At 56.3% G+C, this 15641-nt stretch carries 12 protein-coding genes, 1 tRNA gene and 2 rRNA genes; 8 read left to right on the forward strand and 7 right to left on the reverse strand.

Annotated elements, in window-relative coordinates; translation table 11 throughout:
- From GWQ29_RS09795 to tcdA, 4 genes are all read left to right on the forward strand, one after another.
- A 23S ribosomal RNA gene (locus tag GWQ29_RS09795) occupies positions 1–108 on the forward strand; the annotation flags it as partial.
- Between the two features lie 122 nt (positions 109–230).
- Positions 231–345, forward strand: a 5S ribosomal RNA gene (gene rrf / locus GWQ29_RS09800).
- A gap of 98 nt (positions 346–443) precedes the next feature.
- Positions 444–520: transfer RNA gene (locus GWQ29_RS09805), tRNA-Asp, on the forward strand.
- A 170-nt stretch (positions 521–690) separates the two neighbouring features.
- Complete coding sequence (tcdA, locus tag GWQ29_RS09810; RefSeq protein WP_275909084.1) at positions 691–1527, forward strand: tRNA cyclic N6-threonylcarbamoyladenosine(37) synthase TcdA; 837 nt, start codon at positions 691–693, stop codon at positions 1525–1527.
- Positions 1528–1548: 21 nt separating this feature from the next.
- Here the strand turns inward: tcdA and GWQ29_RS09815 are convergent, their stop codons facing one another.
- On the reverse strand, positions 1549–1983 hold the full coding sequence (locus tag GWQ29_RS09815) for a SufE family protein (protein ID WP_271787163.1): 435 nt from the start codon (positions 1981–1983) through the stop codon (positions 1549–1551).
- Positions 1984–1996: 13 nt separating this feature from the next.
- Entirely contained in the window at positions 1997–3217 is a 1221-nt protein-coding gene (locus tag GWQ29_RS09820; RefSeq protein ID WP_275919318.1) for a cysteine desulfurase, read from the reverse strand.
- Positions 3218–3383: 166 nt separating this feature from the next.
- On the opposite strand from GWQ29_RS09820, the gene rep reads away from it, so the two are divergent.
- On the forward strand, positions 3384–5396 hold the full coding sequence (gene rep / locus GWQ29_RS09825; RefSeq protein WP_275919319.1) for a DNA helicase Rep: 2013 nt from the start codon (positions 3384–3386) through the stop codon (positions 5394–5396).
- Positions 5397–5406: 10 nt separating this feature from the next.
- Here the strand turns inward: rep and GWQ29_RS09830 are convergent, their stop codons facing one another.
- The 5 genes from GWQ29_RS09830 to GWQ29_RS09850 form a co-directional block, all read right to left on the reverse strand.
- A complete protein-coding gene (locus GWQ29_RS09830) occupies positions 5407–7692 on the reverse strand; it encodes an EAL domain-containing protein (RefSeq protein WP_275919320.1) in 2286 nt (761 codons plus the stop codon).
- Between the two features lie 84 nt (positions 7693–7776).
- Entirely contained in the window at positions 7777–8232 is a 456-nt protein-coding gene (locus GWQ29_RS09835; protein WP_005318144.1) for a c-type cytochrome, read from the reverse strand.
- A gap of 197 nt (positions 8233–8429) precedes the next feature.
- A complete protein-coding gene (tdh, locus tag GWQ29_RS09840; RefSeq protein WP_021140268.1) occupies positions 8430–9458 on the reverse strand; it encodes an L-threonine 3-dehydrogenase in 1029 nt (342 codons plus the stop codon).
- A gap of 68 nt (positions 9459–9526) precedes the next feature.
- On the reverse strand, positions 9527–10717 hold the full coding sequence (locus tag GWQ29_RS09845) for a glycine C-acetyltransferase (RefSeq protein WP_265461676.1): 1191 nt from the start codon (positions 10715–10717) through the stop codon (positions 9527–9529).
- 115 nt (positions 10718–10832) lie between these two features.
- The gene (locus tag GWQ29_RS09850) at positions 10833–11477 is read right to left on the reverse strand and encodes a TetR/AcrR family transcriptional regulator (protein ID WP_005318149.1); all 645 of its coding nucleotides are present in this window, start codon (positions 11475–11477) and stop codon (positions 10833–10835) included.
- 146 nt (positions 11478–11623) lie between these two features.
- Here GWQ29_RS09850 and rfaD point away from each other — a divergent pair, with 146 nt between their 5' ends.
- From rfaD to GWQ29_RS09865, 3 genes are all read left to right on the forward strand, one after another.
- Positions 11624–12583 carry an ADP-glyceromanno-heptose 6-epimerase gene (rfaD, locus tag GWQ29_RS09855; RefSeq protein ID WP_265461677.1) on the forward strand — a complete coding sequence of 320 codons (960 nt, stop codon included), beginning with the start codon at positions 11624–11626 and terminating at the stop codon, positions 12581–12583.
- A gap of 85 nt (positions 12584–12668) precedes the next feature.
- Complete coding sequence (locus GWQ29_RS09860) at positions 12669–13790, forward strand: glycosyltransferase (protein ID WP_265421901.1); 1122 nt, start codon at positions 12669–12671, stop codon at positions 13788–13790.
- A gap of 90 nt (positions 13791–13880) precedes the next feature.
- Positions 13881–15641, forward strand: coding sequence for a polysaccharide deacetylase family protein (locus tag GWQ29_RS09865; RefSeq protein WP_275919321.1), 1761 nt, complete (start codon positions 13881–13883; stop codon positions 15639–15641).

Below are 15641 nucleotides of genomic sequence, written 5' to 3' on the forward strand. Positions count from 1 at the left end.
TTGAGGGTCCTAAAGGGCCGTTGGAGACCACAACGTTGATAGGCGGGGTGTGTAAGTGCAGCGATGCATTGAGCTAACCCGTACTAATTACCCGTGAGGCTTAACCATACAACACCCAAGAAGTGTTTCTGGCCTTGTAGCAAGTGAATGAACTCCTTACAAATTCAGTGATAGTGACAAGGCAACAGCCTGAGTCATTACTCACGTCAGCTTTCTAGATTAAGAATTTGCCTGGCGGCCATAGCGCCGTGGAACCACCTGATCCCATGCCGAACTCAGAAGTGAAACGCGGTAGCGCCGATGGTAGTGTGGCATTCGCCATGCGAGAGTAGGACACTGCCAGGCACCCAATTAAACGATGATGTGCAAAATCACGTCATTGGCCGAGAGGATGACACCTCGTTGAAACGGCAGACAATTTAGCAAAAAGCTAACCAGACAGCGGAGCGGTAGTTCAGTTGGTTAGAATACCGGCCTGTCACGCCGGGGGTCGCGGGTTCGAGTCCCGTCCGCTCCGCCAGTAAATTGAGAAGCCCAGTCGAAAGACTGGGCTTTTTTTCGTTTCCGACTACCCCGCACTCGCTATCACTATTATCCACCCCCTCTTCCTTTCTCCATGCGGAGCCCTCTTGATGATCGCCGCTGGCTGCGGTTGCCGCTATAATGGCCGGCCTCAAGCAAGGTGATGGTATGACAGCAGAATATCTACAGCGATTCGGGGGCATTGCCCGTCTTTATGGTCAGAGCGCACTTGGCTCCTTCAGTCAGGCCAGGGTCTGCGTGGTGGGGATCGGCGGGGTAGGCTCCTGGGCGGCGGAGGCGCTGGCCCGTGCCGGCATCAACCAGATCACCCTGATCGACATGGATGATATCTGCATCACCAACACCAATCGCCAGATCCACGCCATGCAGGGTACGGTTGGTCGCCTCAAAACCGAGGTGATGGCAGAGCGTATTCGTGCCATCAATCCGGATTGCGAGGTGATCGAGGTGGATGATTTCGTCACTCCTGACAACCTGGCCGAGCATATCAAGCGGGAGTTTGACTATGTGGTGGACGCCATCGACTCGGTCAAGGCCAAGGTGGCGCTGATTGCCTTCTGCAAGCGCAACAAGATCCCTGTGATTGTGGCGGGTGGTGCTGGCGGACAGATGGATCCCACCCAGATTACTGTGGCCGATCTGGCCAAGACCATTCAGGATCCGCTGGCCGCCAAGGTGCGCTCCGACCTGCGCCGGCTGCACAATTTCAGCAAGAATCCTGCTCGCAAGTTCGGAGTGGAGTGTGTCTTTTCAACCGAGCAGTTGAGCTACCCGGATGGCAATGGTGGCACCTGTCAGGCCAAGGCCGCCAGCGATGGCAACATGAAGATGGATTGTGCCTCCGGCTTTGGTGCTGTGACGCCGGTGACGGCAACCTTTGGGTTGGTTGCCGCGTCCAGGGTATTGAAGAAGATTGCCGAGCGGGGTGCTCGCGCCGAAAAAGAGGCCGGGAATGAAGAAGTAGGGTCGATTAGCGAAGCGTAATCGACCACTGAACAAGGCGGATTAGACTGCCTGCTCCCGGATCGCCAGCACGATCGCTCTGAGCCCGTTACCCCGTGACGGGCTCAAGTATTTCTCAAGCCCCAGTTCGGTGAAATAGGCTTCCATATCAAAGCCTTGAATGGCCTCTGCGGATTGGTGGTTGAGCGCCGCGAGCACGATGACGATGAGGCCGCGCACTATGCGGGCGTCCGAGTCGCAGGCAAAATGCCAACGGTCATCCTCTCCCTGCTCCCCTTTCAGCCAGGCCTGGCTTTCACACCCCTTGAGACGAAACTCCTCCTGCTGCCACTCGGCAGGCAGGACGGGTAGCAGCTTGCCGAGCTGGATGATGAGCCGGTACTGGTTTTCCCAGCCGTGGGCGGCCGCAAATTGTTGGCGGATGCCCTCGGCATTGGGTTCCAGGCCGATCTGGGTATAGGTTGCGAGGCTGTTCATTAGGTTGTCTGCCTTAGAAGAAGTCACTGAGTTTGCGCAGAGCCGCCAGCAGGGCATCCACGTCGTCTTGATTGTTGTAACAGGCCAGCGAGGCCCTCATAGTACCGCCGATGCCAAGGCTTTCCATCAGCGGCATGGCGCAGTGGTGGCCGACCCGCAGCGCTATGCCCTGCATGTCGAGCAGGGTGGCGGCATCTTGCGAGTGGATATCCTGCAGCAGAAAGGAGACGGCGCCGGCGCGCTGGCCGGGTTCACCGATGAGGCGCAGGCCCGGCACTTGCCGCAGCCCTGCCACCAGATAGTCGATGAGTCTCTGTTCATGCTGTGCCAGTGCGCCTCTGTCTTGCTGCATGACAAAGTCGATGGCGGCCGCCAGGCCTATGGCACCGGCGATGTGCGGGGTGCCTGCCTCGAACTTGAAGGGCAGGGCGTTGAAGGTGGTGCCGCTGAAACTGACCCTGTCGATCATCTCGCCGCCAGCTTGCCATGGCGGCATCCGTTCCAATAGCTCGGTGCGGCCCCACAACACGCCGATGCCGGTCGGGCCATAGAGCTTGTGGCCGGAGAAGGCATAGAAGTCGCACCCTATGGCCTGCACATCTACCTCCAAGTGAGCCACCGCCTGGGCACCGTCGATAAGTGTCACGGCGCCAACCGTTTTGGCGGCTGCCACCATCTGGGTGACCGGATTGACGGTACCAAGGGCATTGGAGACGTGAGCCACGCTTACCAGCCGGGTGCGGGGCCCCAGCATGGCTAGATAGGCAGCTATATCGAGATCGCCCCGCTCATCGAGGGGGATGACCCGGATAAGGGCACCGGTGCGCTGGGCAATCAGCTGCCAGGGCACTATGTTGGCATGGTGCTCCAGGGTACTGAGCACGATTTCGTCCCCCGCCTGGAGCTCGCTCAGGCCCCAGCTCTGGGCCACCAGGTTGATCGCCTCAGTGGTACCGCGGGTCCAGATCACCTCGCGACTGTGAGGCGCATTGATAAAGCGAGCGACTGTCTCGCGGGCGGCCTCGAAGGCCCCTGTGGCGCGGCTGCTCAGGGTATGGGCGGCACGGTGCACGTTGGCGTTGTCGGCCCGATAGTAGTGATTGATCGCATCCAGCACCGCCTGGGGTTTCTGGGGGGTGGCGGCGTTGTCCAGATAGACCAGAGGATGGTCGTTGACCTGCTGCGCCAAGGCCGGAAACTGGCTGCGCAATTGGGTGTGCTGTTGCTGATTCATGCTCCCCTCGTCATCGTCTGGAAAAGTCGGTCATGATCCTGAAAATGGCGCTCGAACACAAGGCGCACGATGCTTGCCGACTGATGGTGTGTGGCGCAGCGATGCGGCTCGCCCGCTGATTTCTGTTACAATGTCGCCCCTCATCATAAGCCAAGAGATCCGGCCCATGAAGCTCAACCCCAATCAGAACGAAGCGGTCAAGTTTGTCTCCGGCCCTTGCCTGGTGCTGGCGGGAGCCGGATCGGGCAAGACGCGCGTCATCACCAACAAGATCGCTTATCTGGTGCAGCAGTGTGGCTATAACGCCCGCAACATAGCGGCCGTCACCTTTACCAACAAGGCGGCGCGGGAGATGAAGGAGCGGGTCGGTCAGACCCTGGGTCGCAAGGAGGCGCGGGGACTCATGGTTTCCACCTTCCATACCCTGGGCCTCGACATCATACGCCGTGAGCACAAGAGCCTGAATCTCAAGGCTAACTTCTCCCTGTTCGATGACACCGACCAGCTGGCGCTGCTCAAGGAGCTGACCGAAGACGAGCTCGACAACGACAAGGACAAGTTGTCGGCCCTCATCAGCCAGATCTCCAACTGGAAGAACGACCTCATACTGCCGGCGCGTGCCATGCGTATCGCCCTGGGGCCGGAAGAGGTGCTGATGGCCCAGCTCTACGAGCGCTATCACCGCCAGATGGTGGCCTATAACGCGCTCGACTTCGATGATCTTATTGTGATGCCGACCCTGCTGCTCAAGAACAATGAAGAGGTCCGCACCCGCTGGCAAAACAAGATCCGCTACCTGCTGGTCGATGAGTACCAAGACACCAACACCAGCCAGTACGAGCTGGTGAAGCAGATCGTCGGCGAGCGGGCCCGCTTTACCGTGGTAGGGGACGATGACCAGTCCATCTACTCCTGGCGCGGTGCCAAGCCGCAGAATCTGGTGCTGCTCAACGAAGACTTTCCGAGCCTCAAGCTGATCAAGCTGGAGCAGAACTACCGCTCCAAGGGGCGCATTCTGAAATGCGCCAACATATTGATCGCCAACAACCCTCACGTGTTCGACAAAGCGCTCTTCTCCGAGCTCGATTACGGGGTGCCGGTCAAAGTACTGTTTGCCAAAAATGAGGAGCACGAGGCGGAGCGGATCGCTGCCGAGCTGATGGGGCACAAGTTCATGAACCGCACCCGGTTCAAGGATTACGCCATCCTCTACCGTGGCAACCATCAGTCGCGCATCTTCGAGAAGGCGCTGATGACCAACCGCATCCCCTATCGCATCTCGGGCGGTACCTCTTTCTTCTCCCGTACCGAGATCAAGGACATCATGGCTTATCTCAAGCTGCTGGTGAATCCGGACGAGGACACCGCCTTCCTGCGGGTGGTCAATCTGCCGCGCCGTGAAATCGGCCCCACAACGCTCGAAAAACTTGGCCAGTACGCCAACCAGCGTGGCAAAAGCCTGTTTGCGGCCAGCTTTGAGCTGGGGCTGGAACAATCTCTGTCCGGTCGTGGTCTGGTGGCCCTACAAGCCTTTACCAACTGGCTGGTGCGATTAGGCGAACAGGCGCAGCGGGGCAACCCGGTGGAGGCGGTGCGGGACATGATCAAGGAGATCCACTACGAGGAGTGGCTCTACGAGACTTCCCCCAGCCCGAAGGCGGCTGAGATGCGAATGCAGAACGTCTCCACCCTCTATCGCTGGATCACCGAAATGCTGGAAGGGGATGAGCTGGAAGAGTCGATGACGCTCGCTCAGGTGGTCACCCGCCTTACCTTGCGCGACATGATGGAGCGCAACGAAGGAGAAGATGACGCCGATCAGGTGCAGCTGATGACACTGCACGCCTCCAAGGGGCTGGAGTTCCCCTATGTCTTCATGGTGGGGATGGAAGAGGGCCTGTTGCCCCATCAGACCAGCATCGATGAAGACAATGTGGAAGAGGAGCGGCGCCTCGCCTACGTGGGTATCACCCGTGCCCAGACCGAGCTGACCTTCACCCTCTGCAAGGAGCGGCGCCAGTATGGCGAGTCGGTAAGGCCCGAGCCGAGCCGCTTCCTGCTGGAGCTGCCCCAGGACGATCTTGAGTGGGAAAATCAGAAGAAGGTGACGGCAGAGGAGCGCCAGCAGAAAGGGCAGGTTGGTGTCGCCAACCTGCGAGCGCTGTTCAAGAAGGATTGAGCCGACACGGCTAGCCGCGTTCACCCTTGGTCTGGCTGAGCAGGGGAGTGATATCTGCCCCCGGCATGGGTGGTGAAATGTAGCGTCCTTGTCCCATCAGGCAGCCCATGTCGATCAGCTTCTGCAATTGCTGCTGGTTCTCGATCCCTTCGACTACCAGAGTGAAATCCAGATCCTGGCAGATGTCCCGCATGGCGCGGATCAGCGCCAGATCCTTGGGGGATTGCAGCATGCGATGGGTGAAACTGTCATCCACCTTGATGTAGTCCACCGGGAAGTGGAACAGGGCATTGAGGGAGGAGAAGCCGGTGCCAAAATCATCCAGACTGATCTGAATGCCTTTGGCCCTCAGCTCGTGCAAAGAGGTGAGGGCGTCGGAATCCTGTCGCGACAGCTCCCGCTCGTTGAATTCGAAAATCAGGTAACCCGGTGCTATCCCCTCGCTCTCAATAATGTCGACCAGTCGCATGATCTGATCGTGGTTGACCAGATGCTTGCCGGAGAGGTTGATCGCAACCTTGAACTTGCTCTGGCCCGACATGGGCAGCCAGTTCTTCAGTTGTTGGCAGGTGTGGCGCAGTATCTGGTAATCCAGTTCCTGAATAAGGCCGCACTGCTCCGCCAGCGGGATGAAGTCGAAGGCATCCTTGAGTACACCCTCCTCCGTGATCCAGCGAGCCATCACCTCCAGCCCTGTCAGACGACTGTCCTTGAGCCGGATCACCGGCTGGAAATAAGGCACTATGCGCCCCTCTCGCAGTGCTCTGGCCAGCATCTCCTCCGGTGAGGTCCAGGTCTGGGCCGAGCACTCTTCCGAATAGCTGACGATGCGGCTGCGACCGTTGCGTTTGGCCTGATACATGGCCAGGTCGGCCTGATGTAGCAGTTGACTGATATCTGAAGTCTGCTCCGACACACTGGCCACCCCCAGGCTGACCGTGATGCTCAGCTCATTGCCCTGCAGCCGGAACGGATAGGAGAGGCGGCTGATGACGCGGTTGAGAACAGGGCTGATATCCTCCTCGTCCTTGCTGTTGTCCAAGTAGATGACAAATTCGTCCCCTCCCAGTCTGGCCACCATGTCGTTTTGTCTGATGCAGGTTTGCAGACGGCGACTCATCTCTTTGAGCAACTGATCGCCAGCGCTATGGCCCAGGGTGTCATTGACCTGCTTGAAGTGATCCACATCGACGAAGATGAGTGCAAACCCCGGCGTCTTGTAGCGGTGGAAGTGGGTCATGGCATGATTGAGGTGATTCATCAGCAGCGCCCGATTCGGCAACTGGGTCAGCGGATCGTGCAGGGCATCGAATTGCAGCCTGCGTTCGAGCTCCTGGTGTTGCTTGAGTTGCTTCTGCAATCTGAGATTGGTCTGCCGCAGCTGTTGCAGGCGCTGGTTGATGGAGTCTTCCGAGTTGATGTCGTGCAGCTGCTGCCGGATCCGCCTTAGCTCCAGCAGCAGGGTCAGCTGGCTGCGCAGGAAGTCGAGGAACAACCGGTTATCTGTCTCCAGCGGCTGCTGAGTACTGATAAGGAAGTGGGCGAAGTATTGCTGCTGCAGGCGCAAGGGCTGGCTGTACCAGTGCAACTGCTCTTTGTGTTGTTCCATGTTGTTGGTGCTGTGGCACAGGCTGGTGATGAACTCATCGCTGTGCGGTGGCTGTTCGGGATATATTTTTTCCAGCCGATGGCTGTCGATTCGGACCAGCAACATGTCCTGAATGGCCAGTATCTGGCGTAGCACAGCTTCCAGCTGGGAGAACAGTGCCTGGCTGGGCAGGGTATTGGCCAGGCGGATAATGCGATTGATGCTCTCAATCTTTTTTTGCCAGTCCGGATCCTTGCGGATAAGGGGGGAGGCCAGTTCCGATAGCTGGGAGCCTGCCTGGGTTTCATTCAGCCGCTTGGCGAGACATTCCAGCAACAGGCGCAGTGTGGGCAGATCCTTGGGCTGACAGCAGGCCAGTAACCACTGTATCTGACCGTGCTCGACCGGCAGTATACACCAGCCTTTCGCCTCATCGAGCTGGTCAAGCTGATCGGAGATCCGCGACTCCTCCAGCCCCAGCTGCAGTTTGAAACGGTCAGAAATCTGATGCTCGCAGACCCAGTGCAGCCCCGATTCCGATAAGCCCAGTATGCCAAAATGTTGCAGCGGACAGAGCTGGTTCAGCTGCTGGATCAGGGTGTCATACTCTTTAGGGGTGGCCTCGGAGGGGGCTGGGAAGTCCATAATAGAGGAGACCAACGCCAACAAGGGAGTCGAGTAATGCGGTGCTGTGGGTTGGGCTGACATAGAAACTCCCGGTTTGCCTACCTTACAAAGAGTAGTCGGAAGTAAACAGATTGAAAGGGCCGCAATTGCGGCCCTTTCAATTACTTAGAGGTTGTCGGTCATGTAGTGAATGGCGTTTTCGATCTCTTCATCGCTACAGGTGACGCAAGTCCCTCGTGCTGGCATCACACCGCTCTTGCCGGTGAAGCCTTCAATTGCATGTTTCTTTAATATATCAATGCCTTGCGCTATGCGTGGCTCCCACACAGCCTTGTCGCCGCGTTTGGGGGCACCGGCAATACCCATGTCATGACAGGCAAAGCACGCCCCTTTGTACACGGCCTCGCCATCACGTGGGCCGGATGGTGCTGCCGCCACAGGAGCTGCGCCTGCAGTCGCAATCCCTTCCAGCTCCTTGGCGGTATAGACCTGACCGACGGGCTTGATCCGTTCGGCAATCGCGTCCGGTGACATCTCATCGGCAGCAAGTACAACGCCGGACAAACTGGCAGCCGTCATTCCGACAGCCAGCAAATAGCTCAGTTTTTTCAACACGCTCATGTACTCCCAGCAGGCTTTTATTATCCCTAGAAAACGGCTGGATTATAACCGAATAGTTACAGCCATTTAAACGCTTGTGTGTGAAGTGTTAAGCACTCTGCGTGCAAAGTTTCTTCGTCAGATCACAAACTGGTGAGGATGCATGATAAAAAAACCCGGTATTCACCGGGTTTCATGAAAGAGGGCGACCCAAGGGCTTATTTGTCCCAGCTGAGGATCACCTTGCCGGACTTGCCTGACCCCATGGCTTCGAAGCCTTGCTGGAAGTCATCGATATGGAAATGATGGGTGATGATGGGAGTGAGATCCAGGCCTGACTGGATCAGGCTGGCCATCTTGTACCAGGTCTCGAACATCTCGCGGCCGTAGATCCCTTTGATAAACAGTCCCTTGAAGATCACCTTGTTCCAATCTATGGCCATGGTGGAGGGGGGGATGCCGAGCATGGCAATTTTGCCGCCGTGGTTCATCTTGTCGATCATGTCCTGGAAGGCCGAGGGCACACCGGACATCTCCAGCCCCACGTCGAAGCCTTCAGTCATGCCGAGTTCGCTCATCACGTCAGCAAGTTTCTCTTTGCTGACGTTGACGGCGCGGGTGGCACCCATCTTGCGAGCCAGCTCCAGCCGATATTCGTTGACGTCCGTGATCACCACATGACGGGCTCCCACGTGGCGACAGACGGCTGCAGCCATGATGCCGATGGGGCCTGCACCTGTGATGAGCACGTCTTCGCCCACCAGGTCGAAGGAGAGCGCAGTGTGCACTGCGTTGCCGAACGGGTCGAAAATGGCGGCCAGTTCATCGGGGATGTTGTCGGGCAGCTTGAAAGCGTTGAAGGCCGGGATCACCAGATATTCGGCGAAGGAACCCGGGCGGTTGACGCCGACCCCTATGGTGTTGCGGCACAGGTGGGTGCGGCCGGCCCGGCAGTTGCGGCAGTGACCGCAGGTAATGTGGCCCTCGCCGGAGACCCGATCCCCCACGGCGAAGCCACGCACTTCCTGGCCGACGGCGACCACTTCGCCCACGTATTCATGACCGACCACCATGGGCACGGGGATGGTCTTTTGGGCCCACTCGTCCCAGTTGTAGATGTGCATGTCGGTGCCACAGATGGCGGTCTTGCGGATCTTGATTAGCAGATCGTTGTGGCCGAGCTCGGGTGCCGGGACGTCTGTCATCCAGATGCCGACTTCGGCTTTGAGTTTGGAGAGTGCTTTCATGGTTGTTCCTTCATGCCAGTCAATCACGATGAATGCAGAAAAAAGGGGCTGCAGCCCCTTGGTTCAAATCAGATGACACCGAGTTCGCGGCCGATGCCGATGAAGGCATCGATCGCCTTGTCCAGCTGTTCACGGGTATGAGCGGCGGACATCTGGGTGCGAATGCGGGCCTGGCCCTTGGGCACAACCGGGAAGGAGAAGCCCACCACGTAGATGCCGGCGGCCAGCATGCGGCTCGCCATCTCGGAGGCCAGCTTGGCATCCCCCAGCATCACAGGGATGATGGCGTGATCGGCACCTGCCAGGGTGAAACCGGCGGCGCTCATCCGCTCGCGGAAGTAACGGCTGTTCTCTTTCAGACGGGCGCGCAGGTCGTGACCCTCTGCCAGCATGTCGATCACCTTGATGGTGGCCGAGACGATGGAGGGCGCCAGCGAGTTGGAGAAGAGATAGGGGCGGGAGCGTTGACGCAGCCAGTCGATAACCTCTTTCTTGCCTGAGGTGTAGCCACCGGAGGCGCCTCCCAGAGCCTTGCCCAGGGTGCCGGTAATGATGTCGACTCTGTCCAGCACACCGCAGTATTCGTGGGTGCCGCGACCGTTGTCGCCAATGAATCCGACTGCGTGGGAATCATCCACCATCACCAGGGCATCGTACTTGTCAGCCAGATCGCAGATGGATTTCAGATCGGCGATGACCCCATCCATGGAGAAGACGCCGTCGGTGGCGATCAACTTGAAACGGGCACCATCGGCGTTGGCCTGTTTGAGCTGGGCTTCCAGCTCGGCCATGTCGTTGTTGGCGTAGCGATAGCGTTTGGCCTTGCACAACCGCACGCCGTCTATGATGGAGGCGTGGTTGAGGGCATCGGAAATGATGGCGTCTTCGGCACCGAACAGGGTTTCGAACAGGCCGCCGTTGGCATCGAAGCAGGAGGAGTAGAGGATGGTATCCTCGGTGCCGAGGAAGGCAGAGAGCTTCTGTTCCAGCACCTTGTGGTTGTCCTGGGTACCGCAGATGAAGCGAACCGAGGCCATGCCGAAGCCGTGGCTATCGAGCCCCTGATGGGCTGCTTCGATAAGGTCCTTGTGGTTGGCCAGTCCCAGGTAGTTGTTGGCACAGAAGTTCAGTACCTGCTCACCGCCCACCGCAATCTGGGCCTGTTGGGCCGAGGTGATGATGCGCTCCTGCTTGTACAATCCTTCAGCCTGTACTTGGCCAAGTTGCTCGGTCAGGTGACGATAGAATCCGTTAGACATCCTCGATCCTTATTGGCTATTGCAGCTGTTTATCAACAATGGGCAGTATTTTACTGCAATCTGTTGCGGTGAATTCAAATGATTGTGCTGACATTCAACAATTGTGAAACAGATCTCACCCTGCTGGTTGGGCCAGTTGACTGTAATGCTGCTCCAGCTGACGGATCTGCCCAGCCACCTGGGGCTGGATATAGGGACGCAGCAGGAACAGCACCCGCAATACCCCCTGGTAGAGCAGTGGCTTGGTGATGCGGGTATGGGGGGCTTGGGCAATCTGGAACGGGATCCAGCAGGTCACCACCATCTTGATGGTCTGGCCCAGGTCGGGCAGGTCCTCGTCGTTGACATCTATGATGCCTCCTTCGCGCAGGCTCCTGAGCAGGGCGACCACGGAGGAGCGCAACTGCTCCTGAGCCTTGAGATACTTCTGCTGCAATGGCTCATCGCGACTGAGGATGTCTGGTAAATTTGCGTAGAAAAAACGGAACTGCCACATCAGATAAAAGATGGCATCCAGGTAGCCCATCAGGTTTTCCAGCTTGATCTCGTTGCTGCGCGCCGGGGTAAAGCTCTCGCTCAGGTGACGGGCATATTGATCAAAAATCGAGTGGATGATGTCTTCTTTATTCCTGAAATGGTAATAAAGGTTGCCTGGGCTGATGCCCAGATGGGCGGCAATGTGGTTGGTGGTGATGTTGCGTTCACCCTGATCGTTGAACAGCTCGGTGGCGCTGTGAATGATCCTGTCTCTGGTTTTCATCACTGTTCCCTCTGGCGGGCCCCTTGCATCAAGGTCGAATCCCCTTGCGGCCCGTGATAAACTTTTCGGCAATTTCAAATTGGCTCACTATACACAGCTTTAACAAGCAGTCACATGTGACCATCAACGTACGCGAGGCAAACTCCATGATCGTAGTAACTGGCGGTGCTGGCTTTATCGGCAGCAATCTGGTCAAGCAGCTGAACGCTCAAGGACGGACCGATATCGTGGTCATCGATGACCTGACCGACGGCACCAAGTTCGTCAATCTGGTCGACCTGACCATTGCCGATTACATGGATAAGGACGAGTTCCAGGCGCGGGTCGTCTCCGGTGACGAGTTTGAAGAGTGGGATGACGGCATCGAGGTGATCTTCCACGAAGGTGCCTGCTCCGCGACCACTGAGTGGAACGGCAAGTTCATCATGGAGGTCAACTACGAGTACTCCAAGGATCTGTTCCACTACTGCATCGAGCGGGAAATTCCGTTCATTTATGCCTCCTCCGCCGCGACCTACGGTGGCCGCAACGACAACTTCATCGAAGATCCCAAGTTCGAGCAGCCGCTCAACGTCTATGGCTACTCCAAGCAGCTGTTCGACCAGTACGTGCGCCGCTGGATGCCGGAGATCAACTCCCAGGTCGTGGGTCTGAAGTACTTCAACGTCTACGGTCCGCGCGAGCAGCACAAGGGTTCTATGGCCTCTGTGGCTTTCCACCTCAATACCCAGGTGAAGCAGGGTGACAATCCCAAGCTGTTCGAGGGCTGTGACGGTTTCCCGGATGGTGGCCAGATGCGTGATTTCATCTATGTGGACGATGTCTGCAAGGTTAACCTCTGGTTCTGGCAGAACCCGCAGCACTCCGGCATCTTCAACTGCGGCACCGGCCGTGCCGAGCCTTTCCAGAACGTGGCCGAGGCCGTGATCAAGCATCACCAGCAGGGCGCCATTGAGTACATCCCTTTCCCGGATCATCTCAAGGGTCGCTATCAGAGCTTCACCCAGGCTGATCTGACCAGGCTGCGCGGTGTCGGTTATGACGCCGAGTTCAAGACTGTGGCCGAAGGGGTTGCAGACTATATGGCTTGGTTGAACCGGGCATAAATCAGCTTTATGGAGTCCGGGCTGTCTCCTAAAGAGATGGCCCGTATTTTTAGTATTAAAACCTCCAATTGAAGTGACTTTAAGTATGAAAAAGAAAGTGCTATTCCTGATGGAGACATTGGGCGGTGGAGGGGCTGAGAAGGTATTGGTTAATATTGTCAATAGTCTTGATGATATCAAGTATGACATCACGTTGTTGTTATTGAAACGTGAGGGTATGTATTTATCAAAAATCCCACCTCATGTAAAAATAAAATACCTGCTAGATGCTGAGCCTACCGGGCTAGTTCGTCGAGGTATGGTATATTCGCTGAAAAAAAGATGGCTCAATGCTGTTCTGTCAAAGTCATGGTTGGCTAACATGCTTTTTCCAGAGGAGTATGATGTCGGGGTTTCGTTCTTGGAGGGTGACAGCAGTTTGCTATTATCTCACCTGGATGGACCCAAGAAAAAAATAGCATGGGTACACATAGACCTGGAGAGGCATCAGACTCTACCAAGAGAGGTAGAAAAAGATGTGTATCAAAGCATGGATAAAATAATCTGTGTTTCGGAGGGTTCCAAGCATTCAGTTTTGAGCCTTTACCCTGCTCTGAGTGATATTACCTCAGTCATTTACAACCCGATAGATATAAAAAAAATCATTGACGGTGGCAAACAAAAAATCAGAGTAGGTTCGGGTCTCAATGTATTGGCTGTTGGTCGCTTGCTCAATGATCAAAAGGCTTTTGATGTTCTATTGGATGCTCATAGAATAAACATATCTGCGGGATTGAATTATCACTTGACGATTCTTGGTGAGGGAACTGACAGATCGACTCTGGAAGCCTATATCACAGAGCATCAACTGGGTAATAATACTAGCCTGCTTGGTTTCAAAGATAACCCTTATCCCTACATCGCAGGTTGTGACATATTTGTCATTTCTTCTCATTATGAAGGGTATCCAGTTGTACTGGTTGAGGCGATGACGCTCGGCAAACCCATTGTGTCGACCGAGTGTACCGGGCCCAAAGAGGCATTAAGTAATGGGGAGTTTGGTCATTTGGTACCCATTGCGAATGCACCGGCGTTAGCTGATGGTTTGAAAATGCTATTGGAGAATGATGCCATTCGTGAACGCTATGCTGAGTTATCGAAGCAGCGATCTGAATTTTTCAGCTTCGAACGCAGCATGCGAGATATTGAAACACTATTAAATACCTAGTCATCGCCTCATCGGCATGATGAAATTCGTCTACCGCTCTCTCATGAGAGGGTAGAGAGATGTATAGAATACGTTGTGGGTGGGAAAAATATGAACATATTGATGGCACTCTCCCAGCTCGAAGTGACGGGAGCTGAGGTCTATGCCACCACGGTCGGTAACGAACTGACTCGGCGTGGCCACAACGTTTTTTACGTTTCAGATACACTGACCAAACCGACCCTTGGCCCAGTGTTCAAACTCAGGTTCAATAAGCGCAGCATACTGCGCCGTTTCTGGCATGTGTTTTACCTCATCTACCTCATCAAGAAGCACCATATCCAGTTGGTACATGCCCACTCCCGAGCCTCCGGCTGGAGCAGCTATGTGGCCTGCAAGCTGACTGGCACGCCGATGATCACCACGGTACATGGACGCCAGCCAGTGCATGCCTCTCGCAAGGCCTTCCATGCTCTCGGCTATCGGGCCGTTGCCGTTTGTGAGGATATTGCCCATCAGATTGTCGACAATCTGGGGGTGGATCCGGCCATAGTGCAGGTACTGCGCAACGGTATCGAGACCGACAAGTTTCAGCCCGTGTCGGCGCCGGATAACCCCAAGCCGGTGATCGCCATCATAGGTCGCTTGAGCGGTCCCAAGGGCGAGCTCTGTTATCGCCTGCTGGATGAGGTGCTTGATCTGGACACTTGTCAGGTTCGTGTGGTGAGCGGCAGTCAGGTGCCCGAGCGTTTCTGTCGCTTTCAGAACCAGGTCGATTTTGTCGGTTATGTGGATGATGTCCCTGCCTTGCTAGCGGGCTGCGATCTGGTGATCGGGGCCGGTAGGGTCGCAATGGAGGCACTGCTGTGCTGCCGTCCTGCTTTTGCCATCGGCGAGGCCAAGGCGATTGGTCTGGTGACTGAACAGAATCTGGCAGAGGCGCTGGCCAGCAACTTTGGTGATATAGGCCCCAAGGATCTGGCGATCGACTTCACCACCTTGAGGGCAGAGATAGCGCTCGCGTTGGCCAGCCGGAGTGTGCCGGACGTTATTTGCCAGCGTATTCAGGCTGAGTATGGCTTGCAAGGGGTAGTATCCGGGCTGGAGTCTGTCTATCAGGATGCAGTGGTTGAAACTCTGCGCCGCGAGATGCCTGTCGTCATGTATCACCGCTTTATCGAGCATGACAGCGAGAAGGGGGTGCACGGTACCTGGATGCCGATTGCCATGTTCGAGAAGCACCTGCGCCTGATGAAGTGGCTAGGTTATGAGACCCTGACCTTCCGTGATCTGGCGGACAAGGGCTTCATTCACCGCCTGCAATACGGCAAGAAGTACCTGATGATCACCGCCGATGACGGATACCAGGACAACTTGACCCGCATGCTGCCATTGCTTGAAAAATACGGGTACAAAGCCGTGGTATATGTGGTGACGGGAGAGGAGCATAATCGCTGGGACGTGGAACACCCCACCAACCCGGATACCCAGATTTCCCTGATGAATGGGGAGCAGATAAAAGCACTGGTGGCCTCCGGCCATGTGGAGATTGGGGGCCATACCCTGACCCATCCACGGCTGAGCAAGCTCCCCCCAGAGCAACAAGCCCATGAAATAAGAGAAAATAAACGACAGTTGGAAGCATTGCTTGGCTATTCGCTGCTGTCGTTTGCTTACCCTTATGGGGACATGGATGATAGCGCCAGGGAGCAGGCACAGGCCGCTGGTTACCGCTTTGCCGTAGCCACCAACAGTGGTCCCCGAGCCATGCATCAGGATCCCTATCGGATCCGTCGCATCGCCATTTTCCCTCGTACCGATGTTTTTGGCCTGTGGCGGAAGATTCGGGGTAACTACGTATTCAGGAAATAA

The organism is Aeromonas sp. 2HA2 (assembly GCF_029237345.1).
Classification (GTDB): domain Bacteria; phylum Pseudomonadota; class Gammaproteobacteria; order Enterobacterales; family Aeromonadaceae; genus Aeromonas; species Aeromonas salmonicida.

What these genes read in the sequence shown, in the direction of transcription:
- tcdA (WP_275909084.1), top strand. Translation starts at nt 691, where the DNA reads ATGACAGCAGAATATCTACAGCGATTCGGGGGCATTGCCCGTCTTTAT.
- GWQ29_RS09815 (WP_271787163.1), bottom strand. Translation starts at nt 1,983, where the DNA reads ATGAACAGCCTCGCAACCTATACCCAGATCGGCCTGGAACCCAATGCC.
- GWQ29_RS09820 (WP_275919318.1), bottom strand. Translation starts at nt 3,217, where the DNA reads ATGAATCAGCAACAGCACACCCAATTGCGCAGCCAGTTTCCGGCCTTG.
- rep (WP_275919319.1), top strand. Translation starts at nt 3,384, where the DNA reads ATGAAGCTCAACCCCAATCAGAACGAAGCGGTCAAGTTTGTCTCCGGC.
- GWQ29_RS09830 (WP_275919320.1), bottom strand. Translation starts at nt 7,692, where the DNA reads ATGTCAGCCCAACCCACAGCACCGCATTACTCGACTCCCTTGTTGGCG.
- GWQ29_RS09835 (WP_005318144.1), bottom strand. Translation starts at nt 8,232, where the DNA reads ATGAGCGTGTTGAAAAAACTGAGCTATTTGCTGGCTGTCGGAATGACG.
- tdh (WP_021140268.1), bottom strand. Translation starts at nt 9,458, where the DNA reads ATGAAAGCACTCTCCAAACTCAAAGCCGAAGTCGGCATCTGGATGACA.
- GWQ29_RS09845 (WP_265461676.1), bottom strand. Translation starts at nt 10,717, where the DNA reads ATGTCTAACGGATTCTATCGTCACCTGACCGAGCAACTTGGCCAAGTA.
- GWQ29_RS09850 (WP_005318149.1), bottom strand. Translation starts at nt 11,477, where the DNA reads ATGAAAACCAGAGACAGGATCATTCACAGCGCCACCGAGCTGTTCAAC.
- rfaD (WP_265461677.1), top strand. Translation starts at nt 11,624, where the DNA reads ATGATCGTAGTAACTGGCGGTGCTGGCTTTATCGGCAGCAATCTGGTC.
- GWQ29_RS09860 (WP_265421901.1), top strand. Translation starts at nt 12,669, where the DNA reads ATGAAAAAGAAAGTGCTATTCCTGATGGAGACATTGGGCGGTGGAGGG.
- GWQ29_RS09865 (WP_275919321.1), top strand. Translation starts at nt 13,881, where the DNA reads ATGAACATATTGATGGCACTCTCCCAGCTCGAAGTGACGGGAGCTGAG.